At 72.3% G+C, this 19,717-nt stretch carries 17 protein-coding genes and 1 tRNA gene; 6 read left to right on the forward strand and 12 right to left on the reverse strand.

Translation table 11 applies throughout. The annotated features are described in order from the left end of the window. Positions 1 to 63: 63 nt before the first annotated feature. The gene (locus WMF12_RS47185) at positions 64 to 1,227 is read left to right on the forward strand and encodes a flavin reductase (RefSeq protein ID WP_437743256.1); all 1,164 of its coding nucleotides are present in this window, start codon (positions 64 to 66) and stop codon (positions 1,225 to 1,227) included. Between the two features lie 87 nt (positions 1,228 to 1,314). Here WMF12_RS47185 and WMF12_RS47190 read toward each other — a convergent pair whose 3' ends face one another. From WMF12_RS47190 to rnr, 9 genes are all read right to left on the reverse strand, one after another. After that, a complete protein-coding gene (locus tag WMF12_RS47190) occupies positions 1,315 to 2,226 on the reverse strand; it encodes a methylenetetrahydrofolate reductase (protein WP_437856457.1) in 912 nt (303 codons plus the stop codon). Positions 2,227 to 2,266: 40 nt separating this feature from the next. Next, positions 2,267 to 2,554, reverse strand: a complete 288-nt coding sequence (locus tag WMF12_RS47195) for an MSMEG_0570 family nitrogen starvation response protein (protein ID WP_012241608.1) — start codon at positions 2,552 to 2,554, stop codon at positions 2,267 to 2,269. A gap of 12 nt (positions 2,555 to 2,566) precedes the next feature. Further along, positions 2,567 to 3,763, reverse strand: coding sequence for an MSMEG_0565 family glycosyltransferase (locus tag WMF12_RS47200; protein WP_437856466.1), 1,197 nt, complete (start codon positions 3,761 to 3,763; stop codon positions 2,567 to 2,569). Further along, complete coding sequence (locus WMF12_RS47205; RefSeq protein WP_437856475.1) at positions 3,760 to 4,785, reverse strand: sll0787 family AIR synthase-like protein; 1,026 nt, start codon at positions 4,783 to 4,785, stop codon at positions 3,760 to 3,762. Before WMF12_RS47205 ends, WMF12_RS47200 begins: the two co-directional genes overlap by 4 nt. Next, positions 4,785 to 5,291, reverse strand: coding sequence for an MSMEG_0567/Sll0786 family nitrogen starvation N-acetyltransferase (locus WMF12_RS47210; RefSeq protein WP_437743260.1), 507 nt, complete (start codon positions 5,289 to 5,291; stop codon positions 4,785 to 4,787). The genes WMF12_RS47205 and WMF12_RS47210 overlap by 1 nt, the downstream gene beginning before the upstream one ends. After that, positions 5,188 to 6,519, reverse strand: a complete 1,332-nt coding sequence (locus WMF12_RS47215) for an MSMEG_0568 family radical SAM protein (RefSeq protein WP_437856485.1) — start codon at positions 6,517 to 6,519, stop codon at positions 5,188 to 5,190. The genes WMF12_RS47210 and WMF12_RS47215 overlap by 104 nt, the downstream gene beginning before the upstream one ends. Continuing rightward, positions 6,464 to 7,492, reverse strand: coding sequence for a Nit6803 family nitrilase (locus WMF12_RS47220; RefSeq protein WP_012241613.1), 1,029 nt, complete (start codon positions 7,490 to 7,492; stop codon positions 6,464 to 6,466). The genes WMF12_RS47215 and WMF12_RS47220 overlap by 56 nt, the downstream gene beginning before the upstream one ends. 14 nt (positions 7,493 to 7,506) lie before the next feature. After that, entirely contained in the window at positions 7,507 to 7,989 is a 483-nt protein-coding gene (locus WMF12_RS47225) for an MSMEG_0572/Sll0783 family nitrogen starvation response protein (protein WP_012241614.1), read from the reverse strand. A 365-nt stretch (positions 7,990 to 8,354) separates the two neighbouring features. After that, positions 8,355 to 10,727, reverse strand: coding sequence for a ribonuclease R (gene rnr, locus WMF12_RS47230; protein ID WP_437856513.1), 2,373 nt, complete (start codon positions 10,725 to 10,727; stop codon positions 8,355 to 8,357). Positions 10,728 to 10,830: 103 nt separating this feature from the next. On the opposite strand from rnr, the gene WMF12_RS47235 reads away from it, so the two are divergent. Together WMF12_RS47235 and add are read left to right on the forward strand one after the other, a co-directional pair. After that, positions 10,831 to 12,219 (forward strand): vitamin K epoxide reductase family protein, encoded by a 1,389-nt coding sequence (locus WMF12_RS47235; RefSeq protein ID WP_437856522.1) that lies wholly within the window; start codon positions 10,831 to 10,833, stop codon positions 12,217 to 12,219. 57 nt (positions 12,220 to 12,276) lie between these two features. Continuing rightward, complete coding sequence (gene add, locus WMF12_RS47240) at positions 12,277 to 13,470, forward strand: adenosine deaminase (RefSeq protein ID WP_437856530.1); 1,194 nt, start codon at positions 12,277 to 12,279, stop codon at positions 13,468 to 13,470. Positions 13,471 to 13,555: 85 nt separating this feature from the next. On the opposite strand, the gene nadE is transcribed toward add, so the two are convergent. Beyond that, positions 13,556 to 15,475: an NAD(+) synthase gene (gene nadE / locus WMF12_RS47245; protein WP_437856538.1), complete on the reverse strand. Its 1,920-nt coding sequence runs from the start codon at positions 15,473 to 15,475 to the stop codon at positions 13,556 to 13,558. A gap of 11 nt (positions 15,476 to 15,486) precedes the next feature. Further along, on the reverse strand, positions 15,487 to 16,473 hold the full coding sequence (locus WMF12_RS47250) for a hypothetical protein (RefSeq protein WP_437856543.1): 987 nt from the start codon (positions 16,471 to 16,473) through the stop codon (positions 15,487 to 15,489). Between the two features lie 373 nt (positions 16,474 to 16,846). Between WMF12_RS47250 and WMF12_RS47255 the strand changes: the two genes are divergently transcribed. The 3 genes from WMF12_RS47255 (at position 16,847) to WMF12_RS47265 (ending at position 18,976) form a co-directional block, all read left to right on the forward strand. Then, positions 16,847 to 17,710, forward strand: coding sequence for a Crp/Fnr family transcriptional regulator (locus WMF12_RS47255; protein ID WP_437856552.1), 864 nt, complete (start codon positions 16,847 to 16,849; stop codon positions 17,708 to 17,710). Positions 17,711 to 17,911: 201 nt separating this feature from the next. After that, positions 17,912 to 17,994, forward strand: a tRNA-Leu gene (locus WMF12_RS47260). 277 nt (positions 17,995 to 18,271) lie between these two features. Beyond that, positions 18,272 to 18,976 carry a DciA family protein gene (locus WMF12_RS47265; RefSeq protein WP_437873964.1) on the forward strand — a complete coding sequence of 235 codons (705 nt, stop codon included), beginning with the start codon at positions 18,272 to 18,274 and terminating at the stop codon, positions 18,974 to 18,976. Here the strand turns inward: WMF12_RS47265 and WMF12_RS47270 are convergent. Beyond that, a complete protein-coding gene (locus WMF12_RS47270; protein WP_012241622.1) occupies positions 18,867 to 19,715 on the reverse strand; it encodes an FHA domain-containing protein in 849 nt (282 codons plus the stop codon). The two genes, WMF12_RS47265 and WMF12_RS47270, sit on opposite strands and share 110 nt — an antisense overlap. Positions 19,716 to 19,717: the final 2 nt, after the last annotated feature.

Consider the following 19,717-nt stretch of genomic DNA (forward strand, 5'->3'; position numbering starts at 1 on the left):
CGCCAGCGCGCGCGCCGCGCAGATCCTGGATCCCTGGTGGGCGCCGAGCGCGTACTATGCCCCATGCTCTTCGATCCCGCGGAGTTCCGGAAGGTGCTGGGCCAGTTTGCGACCGGGGTCACGCTCGTGACCACGGTGCAGGACGGCACGCCGCAGGCGATGACGGTGAACTCGTTCAGCGCGGTCTCGCTCGACCCGCCGCTCGTGCTGTTCTGCGCGGACAGGCGGTCGCGCACGAGCGCCGCCATCGCGGCGTCCGGGGTCTTCGCGGTGAACATCCTGCGGGAGCAGCAGCGGGAGTTCTCGGACCTGTTCGCCGGCAAGGGCACGGACATCGATCGGCAGGCGGTGCTCACCGAGGCTCATGTGGCCGAGTCGGGCAGCCCGATCCTCAAGGACGTGCTGGCCTTCCTCGACTGCAAGGTGGAGCACACGTACGACGGGGGTGATCACATCATCTACGTCGGTCGCGTGCTCGCGTCGGGCCGGGGGGAGGCGGGCGCGCCGCTCCTGTATTACCGGGGCACGTACCAGGCCCTCGACGACGTCTGGCGGTGGCGCGATCGCTACGCGGCGCGAGAGCAGGCGACCCCGTTCCACGAGCTCGTCGACTTCTTCGATCGCATGCAGGCGGAGGGCCCTTATGCGACGCTCATCGACGAGCTCGTCACGCTGGTCGATCCGGGCGTCGAGGAGCGGTGCCTCGACCTCGGCTGTGGCACGGGCCGCCTGACCCGCGAGATGGGTCGCCGCTGCCACGAGTCGATCGGGATCGACGCGACGGCGGCGATGGTGGAGCGCGCCGCGCAGCGGGCGAAGGCGCTCGGCCTGGACAACGTGACGTTCCGGGAGGCGCTGGCGACGCGGCTGCCGTTCCCCGACGCCTCGTTCGACGTGGTGACCGCGTCGAACCTGCTCCTGCACCTGCCCGAGCCGGGCCCGGTGCTGGCCGAGGCGGCGCGCGTCCTCCGCCCGGGCGGCCGCCTGGCGCTGCTCGAGCCCGCGGCCACGATGAGCCGCGCCGCGATGGCCGGCTACCTGCGCGGCCACCGGTACAACCCGTCGACGGCCCACGCGATGCTGGCGTGGGCCGACGCGGCGGAGGTCACCTACCGTCACACCGAGGACAAGCTCGGCGGCGAGCTGGGCGGCGCAGGGCTCCAGGTCGACCGCCGCGAGCGCCGGATGAACGGCCTCGCGCTGCTCTGGATCGCCCGCAAGGCCTGAGCGCGCTGCTCGAAGCGCCCGTCACCAGGCACCAGGCACCGGCCCCCCGGGCCTCGTCCGGCGCGCGGAGCCCCGCGCTAGAGAGGCTCATGCCGACCGCCGGAGGCCTGCCTCGTCGACCAGCCGGGGCACCCAGTCCTCCGCGCCGATGGACCGCATGTGGATGCCCGAGAGCCCGGGGATGTCGCGGAGCCCGCGGATGAGCTCCAGCGTGATCCGGTAGCTCTCCCCCTCCGCGTCGCCGCTCAGGCGGACGCGCTCGATCAGGTGCTCGGGGACCACGAGGCCCGGCACCTTCTGCAGGAAGCTCAGCCGATCCACGCCCGCGAACGGGAAGATCGCCGCGATGAAGTGCGCCCGCTCGTGCAGCCCGCGCTCCACCACCGCGGCCATCCAGCGGCGCATCGACGCGAGCTCGAACACCGCCTGCACCTGGATGAAGCTCGCGCCCGCGTCGATCTTCGCGGCGAGCCGGTCCATCGCCCCGGCGATCGCCTGCTCCGCGCACGGGAAATCGATGGTCCCGACGTGGAAGTAGGGCGCCGGCGAGACGACGTCTCCGTTGAAGAGCTTCCCCTCGCGCGTCAGCCGGCGGGTCAGCTCGATCGCCGCGTAGCTGTCGACGTCGCTCACCTCCTTCGCGTCGGGATCGGAGCCGATGGCGCACGGGTAGCCGCCGAGGACGATGATGTTCGAGAGCCCGAGCGCCGCCATCCCGAGGAGGTCGCCCTGGAGGGCGATCTTGTTCTTGTGGCGGAGCGAGAACTGGAGCACCGGCTCGAGCCCCTCCTGCTTCACGAAATGGCCGACTGCCATGTTGGCGCAGCGCGCCTGCGAGAGCAGGTGATCGTTGATCTGCACCACATCCACACAACCCGCCATATTTCGGGCGTGCTTCAGCAACTTCTCCAGATCGTAGTGACGCGGGGGCGTCAGCTCGGCGGAAACGAGGAACTGGCGCTCGCTGAGGAGGCGCTCCATCTTCGACTTCGTCACCATCTCCTGCTCCTTCCGTCACTCGACGAACCTGAGGACTCCGTCACTCGACGAACCTGAGGACCCGGACCTTGGCCCCGCTCCGGCCGTGGAACCGCGCGGCCGCGCTCGCGATGCGCGCCGCCTCGGCCCGCGCCAGGCTGCAGGGGAACCCATACTTCTTGAAGACCCGCTCGCTCGCGATATCGAGCGCCGTCCGGCAACGCGACACGAAGTCGTCGAGATCGTAGCTCTCCCCGACGTCGAGGTGCTCCTTCACGACGAGCGACGGAGAGTAACAGACCTGCTGCTCGCCGCTCGGCCACTCGATAACGAAGCGCATCTCCGGCATACGTCGCTCGCTCTAGGTTTGGCGGGATCCAAGGAACTCGCGGTACACGCCGGCCGCGATGCGGGCCGAACGATCCCACGTGTACCGGGCCGCGGTCTCGAGCCCCGCGGCGCGGAGGCGCCGCCTCACGCCCTCGTCCAGGATAGCCTCCATTGCGCCGGCGAGATCGTCTGTTCTCGAGGGATCGACGAGCAGCGCGCTCTCGCCGTCGGCGAGGAACTCGGTGAAGGGAGGTTGCGCAGAGCTCACCACCGGCGCCCCCGAGGCCATCGCCTCCAGCAGGACGAGCCCGAACCCCTCGCGGACGGACGGAAAGACGAACGCGTCGGCCAGCCGGTAGAGCGGCGGGATCAGCGCGTCGGGGAGCACGCCCGCGAGGACGAGCGGCGGCGGCGACGCGCCCGAAGGCGAGGGCCATACGCCGCCTTCGCGCGCGATCGCCTCGAACTCGCGCTGGTAAGGTTCGTAGTCGAACAGCGTCTCTCCGCCGGCGATGATGAGCTGGGCTCCGGGCAGCCGCTTCCGCACCGACAGGAACGCCTTGAGCAGGCCGATCGAGTTCTTGCGCGGCTCGACGCCGCCCACGGTCACGAAGAGCGGCGATCCGGTGGCGTCGAGGCGCGCGCGCAGCGCCGCGTCCCGCTCGTCGGGCGTGGCCGTGTAGCGGCGCAGGCTCACGCCGTTCGGGACGATCGCCGCGTCGACGCCGTGCTCGGCCCGGAGCGCCTCCCTCCACGCCTCGCTGACCACGAGGCACGCGTCGGCCTCGCGCACGGAGCGGTCCTGGCAGGCGCGCAGGTACGGGCTGTCGTAGTCGTCGAGGTGGTGCACCGTCCGGAGGAAGTGGGGGACGCGCCCCTCGGCGCGCAGCGCCGCGAGCGCGTTCGCGCTGATGCAATCCTGGGAGTGCCAGACGTCGTGCCGCGCCCCGAGGCGGCGCAGCCCGTCCTCGAACTCCGCGATGCGCTGCTTCACGACCGCGTCGATCCCCGCCGGCGGGGGCGCGGCGGGCACGAGGACCGAGGGGCAGCGCGGCGCGCGGTAGAAGCCGCCCTGGTCCTTGTTCAGCGCGTAGATGCAGACCGAGACGCCGAGGTCGTGGAGCGCCTCCGCGAGCTCGACCGTGTGCACGACGCCGCCGCGCGGCTTGGTCGAGTAGGTGAGGAGCGCGACCGAGAGCGGCGCGCCCGAGGCAGCGCGGGCGCTCATCGCGCGCCCTCGCGCGCGAGCCCGGTGAGCGGCTCCGCGGAGAGGTCCCAGAGCGTCTGCCGCTCGCCGGCGGCCTGGAGGGTGAGCCGCCGCGAGCCGTCGACGGCGCCGACCGCCGCGCTCGCGATGCCCCGCCGCGCGAACGCCGAGAGCACCTCGCCGGCGACCCCGGGGCGCACGCTGAGCAGGAAGCCGTAGCTCGGGAACGCGAGCAGCCAGCGCGCGAGCGGGACGTCGCGCGGCCGCGGGACGGCCTCCAGATCGAGCACCGCGCCGGCGCCGGACGTCTCCAGGAGCATGAGCAGCGTCCCCGCGACGCCGCCCATGCTGATGTCCTTGCCCGCGTCGCACAGGCCCGCCTCGGCGAGGGCGGGCAGGACCTCGAGGTCGCCGCGGAGCCGCGCCGGATCCGCGCCCGTCGAGGCGTTCCAGAACGGGTGCTCCGCGTGCATCTCGCCGCGCAGATCGATCGCCGCGACGAGCACGTCGCCGGGGCGCGCCGCGAAGCTCGTGATGAGCCGCCGCGCCCGGCCCGCGATGGCCACGGCGAGGGCGTTGTACGGGCTGCGCGCGCTCGTATGCCCTCCAACGATCGGCACGCCATAGGCGCGCGACGCGGCGACCATGCCCTCCCAGACCGGCTCCAGCGCGCCGGCCGAGGTCCCCCAGACGACGTCGACCACGGCGATGGGGCGGCCGCCCATCGCGTAGACGTCGCTGACGTTGACCATCACGGCGCTGTAGCCGGCGAACCGCGGGTCCCCTTCGAGGAACGCGGGCCAGATCCCCTCGGCGGCGAGGAGCAGGTAGCCGTCTCCGTCGGGGATGGCCGCGCAGTCGTCGCCGAGCGCCGCGGGTCGCTCGACGGAGCCGGCCGCGCCCGCCGCGTCGCCCGCGCTGGCCGCGAGCGCCGCGCCGGCCGCGCCCGGCGCGCCGGACAGGTACCGCGCCGGGATCTGCACGTCCCGCTTCGCGAGGACGCCGATCGCGCCGCGCAGCTCGGCCGCGACGCCGCCGAGCATCAGCGGAACCTCTGCCCGGGCGGCGGGCGGGGCTCGTCGCTCGGCGGGTAGCTGTCGAGGTCGGCCTCCATCAGGTGGTGCGGCCGCTCGCGGTGCGATCGCTCCTCGAGGGAGCGCCAGTGGATGCCCTCGAAGAACGGGACGTTGGCCGCCTGGACGAGCGCGAGGAACCGGTGGCACCCCCAGCCGTGGGCGGTGGTGACCGCCTTGTGGACGAGGCCGCGGCCGACGACGCCCTGCTTGCGGTGGGCGCGCTCGACGCCGAGCCGGCCGCCGTACCAGAGGCCGGGCTCCGCCTCGTAGATGCGCACGGTGCCGACGAGCCGCGGGCCCCCGGGCGCCCCGTGCTCCAGGGCGGCGATGGGGAACGCGGAGGCGTCCCAGTCGTCCTCGTCGGTGGTCTTAAACAGCCCTTGCTCGTCGCAGAAGATGGCCCGGCGCAAGCGGAGGTACTCGAGGTACGTGTCCCTGCTCTGCACAAGCTCGAAGCTGTAACGTGGCGTCATCGGAGCTCTCCGAGGTTGATGTCCATGCCGCGCCGGATCCCGACCGCACCGCGGCCCGGCCTTCTGCCTCGAAGCCCGAGAGCCCCGAGCAGGCGCCGCAGCGGGCGCAGCCCGCCTTCACGTCGGTCGAGCGCAGCCCCGCCCGCGCGAGCAGCGGGCCGATGTGCTCGTAGAGCGCCCGCATGAAGTCCCCCGAGGGCGGCGCGCGATCGGCCCCGGGCGTCCCGGGGATGGGCACGAGCGGGACGAGGAACGGATAGACCCCCAGCGCGATGAGCCGCTCGCTCGCGTCGAGCAGCGACGCCAGGGAGTCGCCGAGCCCCGCGATGAGGTACGTGGACACCTGGCCGCGCCCGAACACGCGCACGGCCGCCTCGAACGCCTCGAAGTAGCGGGCCACGCTCACCTCGGCCTTGCCCGGCATCGCGGCCGCGCGCACCTCGTCCTCGACCGCCTCGAGGTGCATGCCCAGGCTGTCGACGCCGGCGGCGCGCATCCGCTCGAACCAGGCGAAATCGTCGGGCGGCTCGCACTGCGCCTGCACCGGCAGATCGACGCGCGCCTTGATGCCGCGCGCGCAGTCGGCGAGGTGCGCCGCGCCGCGATCCGCCGACCGCGGCGTGCCCGTGGTCAGCGTCACGTGCCGCACCCCGTCGAGCCGCGCCGCCGCCTCGGCGACCTCGCCGAGCTGCTCCGGCGTCTTCTTCGCGGTGGTGCGCCCCGCCGCGAGCGACTGCCCGATCGCGCAGAACGTGCAGGCCTTCTCGCGCTCCGTGTACCGGATGCACGTCTGGAGCACCGTCGAGGCGAGGACGTCCGCCCCGTGCAGCAGCGCGATCTTGGGGTAGGGGATGCCGTCCTTCGTCGAGAGGGCGTAGAAGCGCGGCGTCTTCACGAGGGCGATGGGCGCGAGCTCCTGGCCGTCCCGCTCCACGGTCCCCGCGCCGTCGCGCCCGAGCCGCGCGACGAACGGCGACGCCGCCGCCTGGTCGGTGTGGATCGGGATCATCACCGTGGCCCCGCGCAGCGTCGCCGCGACGTGCTGGGTCGGCCCCGCGCCGCCGCGCCGCGAGGTCCACGCCGCGCGGCGGCCGTCGCCCTCGCCGGAGGCCTCGCCGGAGGCGGGCTCCGGCGGGGGCGCGGCGCCCGCTTCAGGGGCGCCCTCGGGGGCTTCAGCCAGCCTCAGGCCGAACGACTGGAGCTCGGTGATCAGCGTCTGGGTATCCATGGTCCACCGCCGCAGGGGCAAGGGAGGAGGCCTTGGGGCTGCCCGCGCCGAGCGTTATCGAGCGCTCCGCCGTATCCATCCAAAGCCGCAGCAAGTCGGGCCGGGCGTAGTGCCCCGCCGCATCCATCATCCGCTTTCGCTTCGTGATCAGGGCGAAATCGAGCTCAGCGACGGCCATCCCCTCGCCGTCGGTCACGGGCGGGCACGCGTGCACGCCCTCGGGCGTCACGATCGCCGTCATGCACCCGCCGCGCAGCACGCCCTGGATCTGCTCGTTCGGAGCGACCTCCCGGACCTGCTCCGGCGTCAGGAAGGCCGTGGCGTTCACCACGAAGCAGCCCGACTCCAGCGCGTGGTGCCGGATCGTCACCTCCATCTGCTCGGCGAAGATGGGCCCGACCAGGGAGCCGGGGAACTGGCTGCAATGGATCTGCTCGTGCTGCGCGATGAGCGCGAACCGCGCGAGCGGGTTGTAGTGCTCCCAGCAGGCGAGCGCCCCGAGCCTCCCGGCCGCGGTGTCCACGGTCCTGAGCCCCGAGCCGTCGCCCTGCCCCCAGATCATGCGCTCATGATAGGTCGGCGTGATCTTGCGCCGGTGGAGCACCAGGGAGCCGTCGCTGTCGAAGACGAGCTGCGCGTTGTAGAGCGTCCCGTGATCGCGCTCGTTCACGCCGAGCACCACGACCACCCCGTGCGCGCGCGCGGCGGCCGCCACGGCTCGCGTCACCGGGCCGGGGACGGTGACCGCCTCGTCGTAAAGGCGCATGTGCTCCTTCCCCATGGCGGGCGGCGGGAGCACGAAGGAGAAGTACGGGTAATACGGGACGAACGCCTCGGGGAAGACGCACAGCTCGGCGCCTTCCTTCGCGGCCCTGGCGATCGCGGCGACGACTCGCTCGGTCGTCCCGTCCCGGCTGCCGAGGACGGGACTGGCCTGCACCGCAGCCGCCCGGACTTTGCGGTTGAACTCCATGGACCGCGCTCGGATCAGAGCGTCCAGGAGTGGACCATGAACGCGTTGTCCCGGCGGTGGATCAGCTGGATGTCGAGCACGTCGAGCGGGCTGATGGGCTTGATGCCCGGGATCAGCGCGTGCTCGCCGTGGCCGTAGAGCGCCTGCAGCGCGAACCGGCAGGCGTACACCTTGCCGCCCTCCTCCATGAACCGGCCGATCTGCTGGTTCACCGCGAGGTGCCCGGAGAACGCCTCGCTGCCGAGCTTGGGGAAGCCGCGCTGGAGCCCCAGGGTGACGCCCGGCCCATAGAGCAGGATGGATGTCTCAAACCCCTTACGTTGCAGGCGGATCGCCGTCAGCACGTTGACGAGGCCGATCGACCCTTCGAAGGCCACCGTGTGAAAGGTAACCAGCGCCTTCTCTCCCGGCTTCGCCTTGACGTCTTCGAAGACCTTCTCCTCGTAATCGACCAGGAAGTCACCAGCGTTGTAAGCGGGATACGTCGGCTTGGGCATTGGTTACCTCTCTCCTAGAATGAGTTAGTTGAGAACATAGTGGTTCTCTGAACGCAAGGGAAATGCTGGAGCACTCTCTCTTTTGAGCGGGTGTCAATCGCAGAGGGGCACGGAGGGGGTGTGACTTTGGATCTGGCGTCGGCGATGCGCGCCTCGCAGCGCCGCGGTCGGCCGTTTGCCTCGGCTGTCTCGGCCGTTTCGACGATTTCGACTGGTTCGACCGGTTCTGTTTCGCCGGTTCGTCTCAACGATTTCGACGAGGTTTCGCGCGCTTGTCCGCGAGAGCGAGCGTGGCTGGGGAGGTGCTGTGCGCTCGTGCGTTCGAGCGGCAAAGCCTGCAGGGAATCGAGCCCTCGGGCGGGCTGCTACCGCTGCTTCTTTCGCACCTTGGCGCTCTTGCCGCCCTTGGTGCGCTTGCTGGTCTTAATGCCCTTCAGGGGCTTGGTGCTCTTGCTGATCTTGACACGACGGGGGGGCCGTGCGTCCGCCGCGTCGCGCCGCTGCCGGCGCGGCTTCGGCTCGTCCGCCGCCGGCTCGCCGGCGAGGCGCCGGCCATAGACGGCGCGCCGGAGGATGGCCACGTCCTCGATCTGCACGAGCATCGCGTCGCCGATCGCGATCCGGTCCCCCGAGCGGCGGCCGATGACGCGCAGCCCCTCGTCGTCGATCTCGTACTGATCTGGGCCGAGCGACTCCATGCGGACGAGCACGTCGACGAAGGGATCCTCGATGTTGACGTAAACGCCCCCTCCCACGATGCCCGTGACGGTGCCCTCGAAGGTGTCGCCGAGCCGGGAGCGCATGAGGAGCGCGCGGTGCAGGTCGACCACCTCGCGCTCCACCTCCATCGCCTTTCGCTCGCGCTCCGACGCCGTGATGGCCGCCTCGCGCAGCCGCTCGGTGGCCGCCTCGCTCCTGTCGACGCGCTCGCCGCGCAGCACCGCGCGGATGGCCCGGTGCGCCGTGATGTCCGGGTACCGCCGGATGGGCGAGGTGAAGTGCAGGTACGCGCTCGAGGCGAGCCCGAAGTGGCCCACGTTCGCGATGTCGTACACCGCCTGCTTCATCGCGCGGAGCAGCAGCATGTGCAGCACCTGCTTCTGCGGGTGCGCGTCGAGCTTCTTCAGGAACACCGACAGCCGCTTGGGGTCGGCCGCGTCCTCCGGGTCGAACGCGAGCCCGAGCTCGCCGCACATCGTCGCGAAGCGCTCGAGCTTCGCCTGGTCCGGGGGCGCGTGGTACCGGAAGACCGTGGGGATGCCCTGGTCGACGACGAACTGCGCGCACGTCTCGTTCGCGAGGAGCATCATCTCCTCGATGAGCTGGTAGGCCTTCGCCACGCCGGGGTCGTGGCTGCGCTTCTGCACGTCGACGGGCGCGCCCGTCTTCGGGTCGAGCACCACCTTCGCCTCGGGCAGGTCGAGGTCGAGCGCGCCCCGCCGCATCCGCCTGCCGCGGAGCAGCCGGGCGAGGTCCCACATCACCTGAAGGTCGTTCCTGAGCGCCTCGGCCTCGGGGCTGCGCGGTGGCTCGGGGGTGAAGCCGAGCGCGCGCGCCACGCCGGGGTAGGTGAGCTTCGCGATCGAGCGGATGTACCCCTCGATGACGCGGGCCCGCCGCACCGTCGCCGTCGCGTCGAGCTCGACCTCGACGCACAGGCACAGGCGGATCACGCCCGGCAGCAGCGAGCACAGGTTCGACGACAGCGCCCGCGGCAGCATCGGGATCGCGCGATCGGGCAGGTAGACCGAGTTGCCCCGCGCGAGCGCCGCCTGGTCGAGCGCGGTGCCCGGCCGCACGTAGTGCGAGACGTCGGCGATCGCGATCCAGGCGCGGTACGAGCCGTCCTCCTCGCGGATCACCCACACCGCGTCGTCGTGGTCGCGCGCGTCCTCGGGGTCGATCGTCGGCATGGGCAGGTGGGTGAGGTCCGTGCGCCCCTCGAGCGCCTCGGCCGGCACCTCGCCCCCGAACGCCTCGGCCTCGGCGATCGCCTCGGGCGCGTGCTCCTCCTCGATCCCCTCGCGCACCAGGATCTTGGCGACCTCCACGTTCGGGTCGCCGGGCGTCCCCAGCACGGCCTCGAGCACGCCCTCCGGGTTCTCCTCGGCCAGGTCCGGGAAGCGGGCGATCGACACGACCGCCGCGGCGCCGTCCTCCGCGTCGGGCGGAACGAGCGGCCCGCCCGGCTCGCGCGGCACGATCACGATGGGCCCGCGGACGCGCCCGTCGTCCGGCTCGAGCCACGCGCTCCTGCCACGCCGCCGCAGCACGCCCGCCACGCGCGCGTGGCGCCGCTTGACGACCCGGACGATCTCCCCCTCCACGCCGCGCCGCGAGCGGGTCGAGACGCGCACGACGACGGTGTCGCCGTGGAGCGCGCCGCCCATCGCCTCGGGCGAGATGTAGACGTCCTCGGCCGCCCCTCCGAGCGCCACGAAGCCGAAGCCGCGCGGGTGCACCGTCAGCGTCCCCTCGCGCTCGGCGCCGCGCGCCTCGACCTGCTTCTGGCTCGTGCGGAAGCGCTGCCCGGGGAGCGCCACGATGCTGCCCTCCAGCGACAGCTCCTCGAGCAGCCGCTGCAGCTTCGCGTAGCGGCTCGGCTCGACCCCGAGGCGCTCGGCGATCTCGTTCGCGTGCAGGGCGCGCTTGAACGAGGACAGCAGGTCGACCACGGCCTCCCGGCGGCGCGCGCCGGAGCCGGTCGTCGGGGGATCTCCGCGAGATGAAGAACGCATGAAACTCGACTAGCACGAGTCTCCTCGCGCTGGCTGTCTCCGCCCGGGTCCGGTATGCCTCGAACCCACCCCTCCTCCACCTGCAACGCACCCGCAACGACCGATGCTGCTGAACTCGATCGCCCTGCTCCTCGCGCTGGTGCTCCTCGTCGCCCTCGCCGGCAGGGGCAACGTCTTCGCGGTGCGTCCGGCCGGCGACCGGCGTGAAGGACGTGAAGGACGCGACGGACGGCCTGGGCGCGCGGAGGCGCCTCAGGCGAGCCCCGAGGCGCCCGCGTCGCTGTCCTCGAGCGACGAGCGGCAGGCTGGGCGCGCCCGGTTCCTCGTCACGCTCTTCCGGCTCGCGCTCTTCGTCGCCATCGCGGCGAGCGCGGCGCTCGTCGTCGAGTACCAGAACGCGGGCGATCCCGCGTTCTGCGGCGTCACGTCGGGGTGCTTCGCCGTCAGGATCTCGCCGTACAGCCGCTTCCTCGGCGTCCCGCTGCCGAACCTCGGCCTCACCGCCTTCACGACGCTCCTCACCGCCTCGCTGCTCGCGCGGGCGCGCTGGCACCACGCCGCGATCGCGGCCGCCTCGGCCGTCGGCGGCCTCGCCGCCGCGGTGCTCCTCGGGCTCCAGAGCTTCGTGATCGGCGCGTTCTGCGCGTGGTGCATCGCGGTCGATCTCGCGGCCTTCGCCGCGGCGATCACGTCTGCCCTCGTCGCGCGGCAGGCGCGGCGCATGCCGGCCAGGGCGTTCGAGCGCGCTGCCCAGGGCGGGCCGCTGGGCGTCACGGTGTGGGGCGCGGCCGCCGCGGCCGCGATCGGCTTGCCGTTCCTCTGGGGCAGCCACCCGGTCATTCCGCCGCTCCCGCCGGAGCTCGCGGCGCTGCAGGAGCCGGGCAAGATCACGATCGTGGCCTTCACCGACTTCGAGTGTCCCTTCTGTCGCAGGCTGCACCCCGAGCTGAGCAAGATCGAGGAACCCTACGGCGACAGGGTGCGCCACGTGCGCAAGATGGTGCCGCTCCCGATCCACCCCGGCGCGCTCCCCGCCGCGAAGGCCTACGTCTGCACGCCCGAGGACAAGCGCGAGCAGGCCGCGGCGCTGCTCTACAGCGCGTCGCCCAGCAAGCTCACGGACGAGCGCGTCGCGTCCGTCCTCTCGCCGCTCGGCCTCTCCGCCGCGGAGCTCGCGGCTTGCCTCGCCGCGCCCGAGACCCAGGCCGCCATCGACGCGGACGTCGCGCTGTATGGGCGGATGGAGGCGCGCGGGCTCCCGACGACCTACGTCGGCCGGCGGCTCGTTGTGGCGTACAACCCCGAGCGGATCCGCGATGCGCTGCGCCGTGAGGCCGCCGGGGACGACATGAGCTTGCCGCTCCCGTGGCTCTTCGTCGCCCTCTTCGGCGCGGCCGCTGTCGCCGTGCTCGTGGGCGGAAGGGATCGCTCGCGCGGCGCGGCGGGCGAAGGCGGCGCCGCGCCCTCCTCGTCCTCGCCAGAGCGATCGTGAGCGACGTCGCGCCCTGCGCTGCCTTTCGCGGCTGGTCGCCGGGTGACAGAATAGCTCATGAGTGATCATCCCGAGCTAGCCGGCAAGCTCCCCCTGGAGTTCTTCCGGCAACTACCCAAGACCGATCTGCACGTCCATCTCGACGGCTCGCTGCGCCTCGAGACGATCATCGAGCTCGCCCGCACCCACCACGTCGAGCTCCCCACGTACGAGCCGGCGGAGCTGCGCAGGGTGATGAACCTGGGCCAGAACTGCGGCTCGCTCGTCGAGTACCTCAAGGCGTTCGACATCACGCTGCGCGTCCTGCAGACCGAGGAGGCCCTCCACCGCGTCGCCTACGAGCTCGCGGAGGACGCCGCGCGCGAGAACGTGCGCTACATGGAGGTCCGCTACTCGCCGATGCTGCACACCCGCCTCGGCCTGCGGCTCACGAGCGTGGTCGAGGCGGTGCTCTCCGGGCTCAGGACGGCGCGCGACGCGCTGGGCATCGAGAGCAACGTCATCGTCTGCGGCATCCGCAACATCTCGCCGGAGTCGTCGCTGGAGATGGCGGAGCTCGCGGTGGCGTACAAGGGCCGCGGCGTCGTCGGGTTCGACCTGGCCGGCGCCGAGTACGACCACCCGGCGAAGCACCACAAGGCCGCGTTCCAGCTCGTGCGGCAGAACAACATCAACTGCACCATCCACGCCGGCGAGGCGTACGGCCCCGAGTCGATCGCGCAGGCGCTCCACGTCTGCGGCGCGCACCGGATCGGCCACGGCTGCCGCCTGCGCGAGGACGGCGACCTGCTCCACTACATCAACGATCACCGCATCCCGCTCGAGTGCTGCCCGTCGTCGAACGTGCAGACCGGCGCCGTGCGCGACCTCGCCTCGCACCCGCTCAAGCTCTACCAGAGCCTCGGCCTGCGCGTGACCGTCAACACCGACAACCGGCTCGTCACCGACACGACGGTGTCCCACGAGCTCTGGCACTGCCACACGAAGATGGGGTTCGGGCTGAAGGAGATCAAGGCGACCATCGTGGCCGGCTTCAAGAGCGCCTTCCTGCCGTTCCACATCAAGCAGGCCTATCTCCGCCGCGTCACCGAGGATCTCGAGCGCTTCTCAGCGGACGGCTCGATCCGCCCCGCCGTGACGGCCGTGGCTCCAGGCATGGCCGCTGGCCACGACGGGATCGAGATCGCCTCGAGGGACGGGAAGGACGGCAGGCAGGGGCCCCCGGCCTCCGTCGAGAAGGCCGCCAACTGACGCGCTGCCCGCCGACGCGCCGCGCGCCGCGGATCGAAGCGCCGATCGCGCGGCGCAGGGCGGCGGCCGCGCCCTGGCGTCGGGCTCAGCCGCCCTTCCACTCGGTCCGCTGCACCACGGGCAGCTGCAGCGCGCGCTCGCGGTCGAGATCGAGCGAGCCGAGGTGGATCGCGATGGGCGACTGCACCCACTTGAAGATCGATCTCGAGAACAGCGTCGCGAACTTCTCGGCCCAGGCCCGCAGCGCGGCGGGGTCCTTGTCGGGGAACAGGCTCGGGAGCGCCGCCGCGACCTCGTCGGCGGCGAGCTTCTCGGCGCCGTAGAGGTGGAGGCACGCGTCGAGGACCTCGAACGGCATGAGCTCGGCCTCGCCCGACTGGTTCTCGGCGAGCTCCGGCCCGGCGGTGGTGGCGAGCGTCTGCTGGATGCCCTGGAAGCGGAAGCGCTGCGAGAGGCGCTCGAGCAGCGCGATGACCACCGTCTTCGGCAGGTTGGCGATGACGCTGAACGCTCCTTCGAGGTCGCCGCCCACCGTGGTGTAGCCGAGCGCCTTCTCGCTCATGTTCCCCGTCTGCAGGAACAGCGCGCCGCTCGTGTTCGCCCAGTTCCACATGCGCCCGCCGCGGATGCGCGCCTGCACGTTCTGCTTCGTGAGCTCGGTGAGCTGCCCGCCCTCGCCGACCATCGCCTGGGCGGCCTCGAGCTCCCGGGGGAACGCGTCCTCGATCGGGATGACCGCGAACGACACCCCGAGATCGTCGGCGATCTGCGCGGCGGCGCGGTGCGTGGCGTCGCTGGAGTAGCGGGAGGGCATGAAGAACGCGTGCAGCGACGCCCCCATCCGCTCGCGCAGGGCCGCGCCCTCGAGGCCCGGGTGGATGAGCTGCACCGCGCGCCAGGCGACGAGCAGCGTGAGGAGCGAGTCGCGGCCGCCCGAGAGCGCGAGGCCGATGCTCTTGAAGGCGCCGATCTTGCGGTAGTAGTCGGCGACGCCGAGCGCGAGCGCCTCGTAGAAATCGTCGAGCAGCTCGTCGCGCGCGGAGATCGCGGGCAGCGCCGCCGAGGGCAGGAACGGCGTCGTGCCGGCCGGCGGGGCGGGGTAGGCGAGGCGCGCGCGGCCCGCGGTCTCCCCGTCGATCCGGAGGACCTGCACCATGCGCGCGGAGGCGCGGCGGAACTCCTCGAGATCGCTGCGCCAGGTGCTCGCCTCGCGGCGGCAGCGGGTGGTCCGGTCGAGGTCGACGACGGCCGCGGAGAACCCCTCGCGGAACCGCGGCGCCTCCAGCATCGGCCGGCCGTTCTGGTTGATGAACCCGCCGCCGTCGAAGACGAGCCCGTCGTTGCCGCCGACCAGGTTCGCGTAGGCGATCGTGCACTGGTTGTCCGAGGCGCGGGTCGCGATCATCTCGCGCCGGGTGCCCGTCACCCCGGCGCGGAACGGCGACGCCGAGATGTTGCAGACGATCTCGGCGCCGGCGTAGCAGCGGCGCCGCATCGGGCCGTCGGGCGACCAGATGTCCTCGCACACCTCGACGGCGATCGTCCCGAAATCGAAGGCGTAGACGCGATCGCCGCAGAGCACGCCGTCGGCGTCGAGCTCCATGAGCGGCATGCCGCGCGAGAACGTCCGCGCCTCGTAGAAGATGTTGTAGGTCGGCAGCTTCTCCTTGGGGGAGAAGGCGAGCACCCGGCCGGCGTGGACGATGGCGCCGGCGTTGAAGAGGTCGCCTCCAACGCCGACGGTCACGCCGATGACGAACACGGTGCGGAGCTGCGCGGTCTCCTCGGCGAACCGGCGGAGCTCGCGCTGCTGGCTCGCGACGAACGCCGGCCACTGCACGAGGTCCTCGGCCGCGTAGCCGCCGATCACCTGCTCCGGGAAGACCGCCAGGGTGACGTCGTCGCGCGCCATCGCGCGGGCGAGCGAGAGGCACCGGTCGGTGTTCGAGCGGACGGCGCCGACGGTCGCGTTGACGTTGGCGATTCCGATCTTGACGAGTCGCATCGGGCGGCAGCCTACCGCGGCAGCACGGCGCTGAGCAGGCCGAAGAGCTTGTCGAGCTCCCCGGGCGTCACGCGCCGGTTCGACTTCACGCGGTCCCCCTCGGCGAAGAAGACGATCGGGTCGACGACGCGGACCGTCACGATGGCGATGCGGAACGAGGTCGCGCGCTCGATCTCCTCGTTGAGGAAGGCCGCGTCGCGGGCGGCGAGCTCGGGGCTCTCGCTCGCGCCGTCGAGCGCGACCGTGGCGCCGCCGTCCTTGGTCAGCGTCACGGTGGCCTCGAGCGATCTCAGGGTGGGCGGCACCCGGGGCGCCTCCCGCGGTCCCTTCAGCGTCCGCGCCGGGTCGATCGCCGCGGCGATCGCGGCCTCGTCGCCTGTCGGATCGGGGAAGCCGCCCGTGCCCAGGAAGCGCCGCGCCTCGCGCGCCCGCGCGACCGGCAAGACCACGAGGAAGTCGGGCTCCACGGTCGCCACGACGCGCGTGTGCCCCTTGATGGTCACGCGCACCGCCGGCACGCCGAGCCCGCTCTCCCGGGTCCCTGGCGGCTGGCTGCGCGAGAGGAGCGCGTCGAGGCCGGACGCCAGCCTGTCCGGCGGCACGCTGTGCTGGACGACGACCACCGCCTCGTGGGCCGCGTCCGCGCGCGGCGCGGTGACGAAGGCGCGCTCGACGTCCCGCTCCGGATCGAGCCCCGTGCCGGTGAGCACGGGGCCCCACAGATCGAGCCCCGCGAGCCGCGCCATGATGGGGTGTCCCCGGGTCCTGTCTCCGTAGACGAGCACCGAGACCTTCCCCCCGGCGATCGACTGCGCGATCGCGGCCGCGTTGCGCGGCTTCGGCGGCGGCGCCGCCTCCGCGCTGACCGGCGCTCCGGACGACGCGGAGCCGCACGAGGCGGCGAGGAGGGCGAGGCCGATGGCGGCGAGCCGCAGCAGCGAGCGGCGCAGCGGCGAGACGCGCATCGCGGCGGGGAGCCCTTGGCGAACGGACGGCATCACCCGGGCGACGTTACCGGCACCTACCCGATCCTGCCAGCGGGGCAAACCTCCACGGCGCCCGGGCGCGCGTCGGCGCCCGTCGACCGACCGACCGTCGACCGACCGACCGCGCGCTCGTCGCTCGCCGCTCGCCGCTCGCCGCTCGCCGACGCGACGACGCGCTGCGCGGCGACGATGCGAGAAGGTGCGCGGGCTCGCGGTCCTGCGCGCGCACCTCGCTGCGGCGAGGCCATCCCTCTTCCTCGGCTCGGGACCTGGAGTAGGATGCCGCTCCCGCGGTCCACGCAGAGCTCGTGCGCGCCGCAAGGCTCCGTGTCCCGCGACGCCGCGGACGCGGAGCCCGACCCATGTTGAAGAGGAGTGTCATCCCATGGCGGTCCGCCCATCCGACCTGCACGCGATCCCGCTGTTCGAGAGAATCACGGAGGATCACCTCGATGACCTGATGAAGGCGTTCCAGCGCCAGGAGGTCCCGTCCGGCCACGTGCTCTTCGAGGCCCGGAGCGCCCCGGCGCACCTGTTCCTCCTGGTCCGGGGCGAGGTCGCGCTGCTCGACGCGGGCGAGACGCGCTTCCGCCTGAGCCCCATCTCGCCCATCGGCGAGCTCGGCGCGCTGACCGGCTTCCGGCGGACGACGACGGCGGTGACGACGCAGCCTTCGGAGATCTGGCGCATCGGCGTCGCCGAGCTCCAGGACTTCTTCGAGGACCACGGGGACGTCGCGTACCCCTTCTACAACAACCTGCTCAACGTCGTGGCCGGCAAGATCCGGCGCGACGCGCGCCGCCTCGAGGAGACCCGCGCGAACCTGATCCGCACGCAGAAGGCGATGAAGCGGCTCCTCGATCTCGTGCTCGACAGCGAGGAGACGCCGCTGAGCAAGGTCATCTGCGCGACCCTCGAGGAGCTCATCGAGAAGAACCGGCGCTCCCACTACATGGTCGAGCCGGCTCACACGCTGAAGAGCTCGGTCCGTCTGGACAGCGGCGCCCTCGTCCCCGTCGTCGAGCTCTCGGACGGCTGGCTGCGCCTCGCCGGTCTGCGCGACGTCGCGAAGGGCGCGCACTGGAGCGGCGTGCTCGTCCTGCCCGCGCGCGAGATCCCGGTGAGCGGGGCCATCGACGCGGTCGACGATCACGGCGCGCTGGTGAAGCTCGATCTCCTGATCGACGAGTACGCCTCTGCGCTCCAGGACTACCTGACGCGCCTCCAGATGCTGGATTTCGTGGTGTGACCTCTCGCCGCGCCGCGATCGCAGGCCGCGCCTCGATGCGTGGCGGCGGCGCGGCGGCGCTGCTCCTGGCTCCGCCGCGCCTCCTGCCCGCGCGACCGCTCTCGGGCTCGCAAGCTCGCAGCCTCTCAGGCTCTCAAACCGTTGCCAGGATCGTGCCCGGTGATCTACGGTTCCAGGAGCTCGCTGACATCGCAGCGCTGAGCCGAAGTGGCGGAATGGCAAACGCGGCGGATTCAAAATCCGCTGTCCGCAAGGGCTTGTGGGTTCGAGTCCCACCTTCGGTACCGAGAGCGCCCCTCACGATCGTTCGTCGCCAGGCAGCCGAGGGCGGGTGGTTCGCTCTGGCGGGCGGCCGTCTTGGTCACAAGGCGGCGCCGTAGGGGCTGACCGTTCGTGACGCTGGGCGAGCCTGGACGGCGCGCTCTGCCGGCGCACAGCGCTGTCAGGCTGCTACGCTCGGCGCGCATGTCGCGTCGGAGCGGAGGTGGGATCGAACGGCTGGGTGCGCTGATCCAGCGCGGGTCCTCGCTCTCGGCGCCGGCGGAGGTCGACACCTCGCCGATGCCGTTCCGCGAGTGGGAAGCGGCCGTGGGGTCCCGGATCGCCGCGCGTGCGCGGCCGCTCAAGCTGGAGCGCGGCGTGCTCCACGTCCGCGCGGCGAGCTCGATGTGGGCGCAGGAGCTCTCGCTGCTCGGCGACGCCATCACCGCGCAGCTCCGGTCGCGCGGCCTCCCGGTGCAGTCCCTCCGGTTCCGCGTGGGCAAGGTGGAGCCGGTCGCGCGGCCGCCGTGGCGCGAGGAGGTCCGCCCGACCCCGAAGGAGGCGCCGCTCCCGGTCGAGGTGCGTCGAGAGCTCGGGAAGGTCGCCGATACCGAGCTGCGCGAGGCGATCGCGAAGGCCGCCGCGAGGAACCTCGGCTGGCAGGAAGCCGAGGCGAGCGCGCGTCCCCGCAACGCACCGCCGCCGCTCCAGCCCTCCGCGGCGCCGGCCCCACGTGTGTCGCCGCCGTTCCAGCCCTCCGCGGCGCCGGCCCCACGTGTGTCGCCGCCGCCTGCCCCACACGGGGCCGCTCGCGCGGCGCAGCCGCCGGCCTCGCGCGTGTCGCGCGTGCCGCCAGAGGCCGCCGCTCCCGCGACGCCCGGCGGCGATGCGGAGGCTACTTCGCCGCGACGAGGCGCTCGAGACCCTCGATCCGCTGCATCAAGAACCGCTCGGTCGGACCGAACGACGGAGCCATCCGGCGGAGGTCGTCGAGGTAGATCCTGAGCGGCTGGATATCGAGCGTCTTGACGCGCCGGACGACGGTGTAGAGCTCGTCGACGACGGGGCCGGGCAGCGGGCGGCGCGCGATCGTGAAGAGCTCGAACGCGTAGTTGACCCACGTCCCCTTGGTCGTGGCGCCGGCGAGGCGAGCCGCGTAGCGCGCGGCGAGCTCCGCGGCCGGCATCTCCAGCGGCACGTTCGTCCGCGCGCGGCTCAGGATGTCGATCAGCACCGTCTGCAGGATGCGCTCTGCCTCCTCGCTGCGGCCCATCGCCAGCGCCTTGTCGGCGAGGCTCGCGAGCAGGCGCAGCGACTGGAAGCCCTTGGATCCGCCGTCTCCCGTCGGGCTCGTGAGCTCCGTCGGGTCGTCCGACATCTTGCGCATCTCGGTCAGCGCCATCGCGCCGAGCGTCGCCGTCGCGCGGCGGAACTCGACCCCGTAGGCGTCGTGGGGGCGCGACTCCTCCCCGCCGTAGAGCAGCATCTCCTGGCTGCCGATGATGATGCGGTCGCCGTCGGTCAGCTCGCGCTGGCCGGAGATGCGCGTGCCGTTGACGTACACGCCGTTCCTGCTCTCGAGATCGTGCAAGGCCACGCCGTCGTTGCGCACCTGCAGCGTCGCGTGGCGCCGCGACACCAGCGGGTCATCGAGCGAGAGCTGGCAGTCGCCGCTCCGGCCAATCACGAAGGGCCCTTCGGGGAGCTCGAAATCGTGCGCCAAGTACCGGAGGCGGAAAGGCATGG

The organism is Sorangium sp. So ce363 (assembly GCF_051520435.1).
GTDB lineage: Bacteria > Myxococcota_A > Polyangia > Polyangiales > Polyangiaceae > Sorangium > Sorangium cellulosum_B.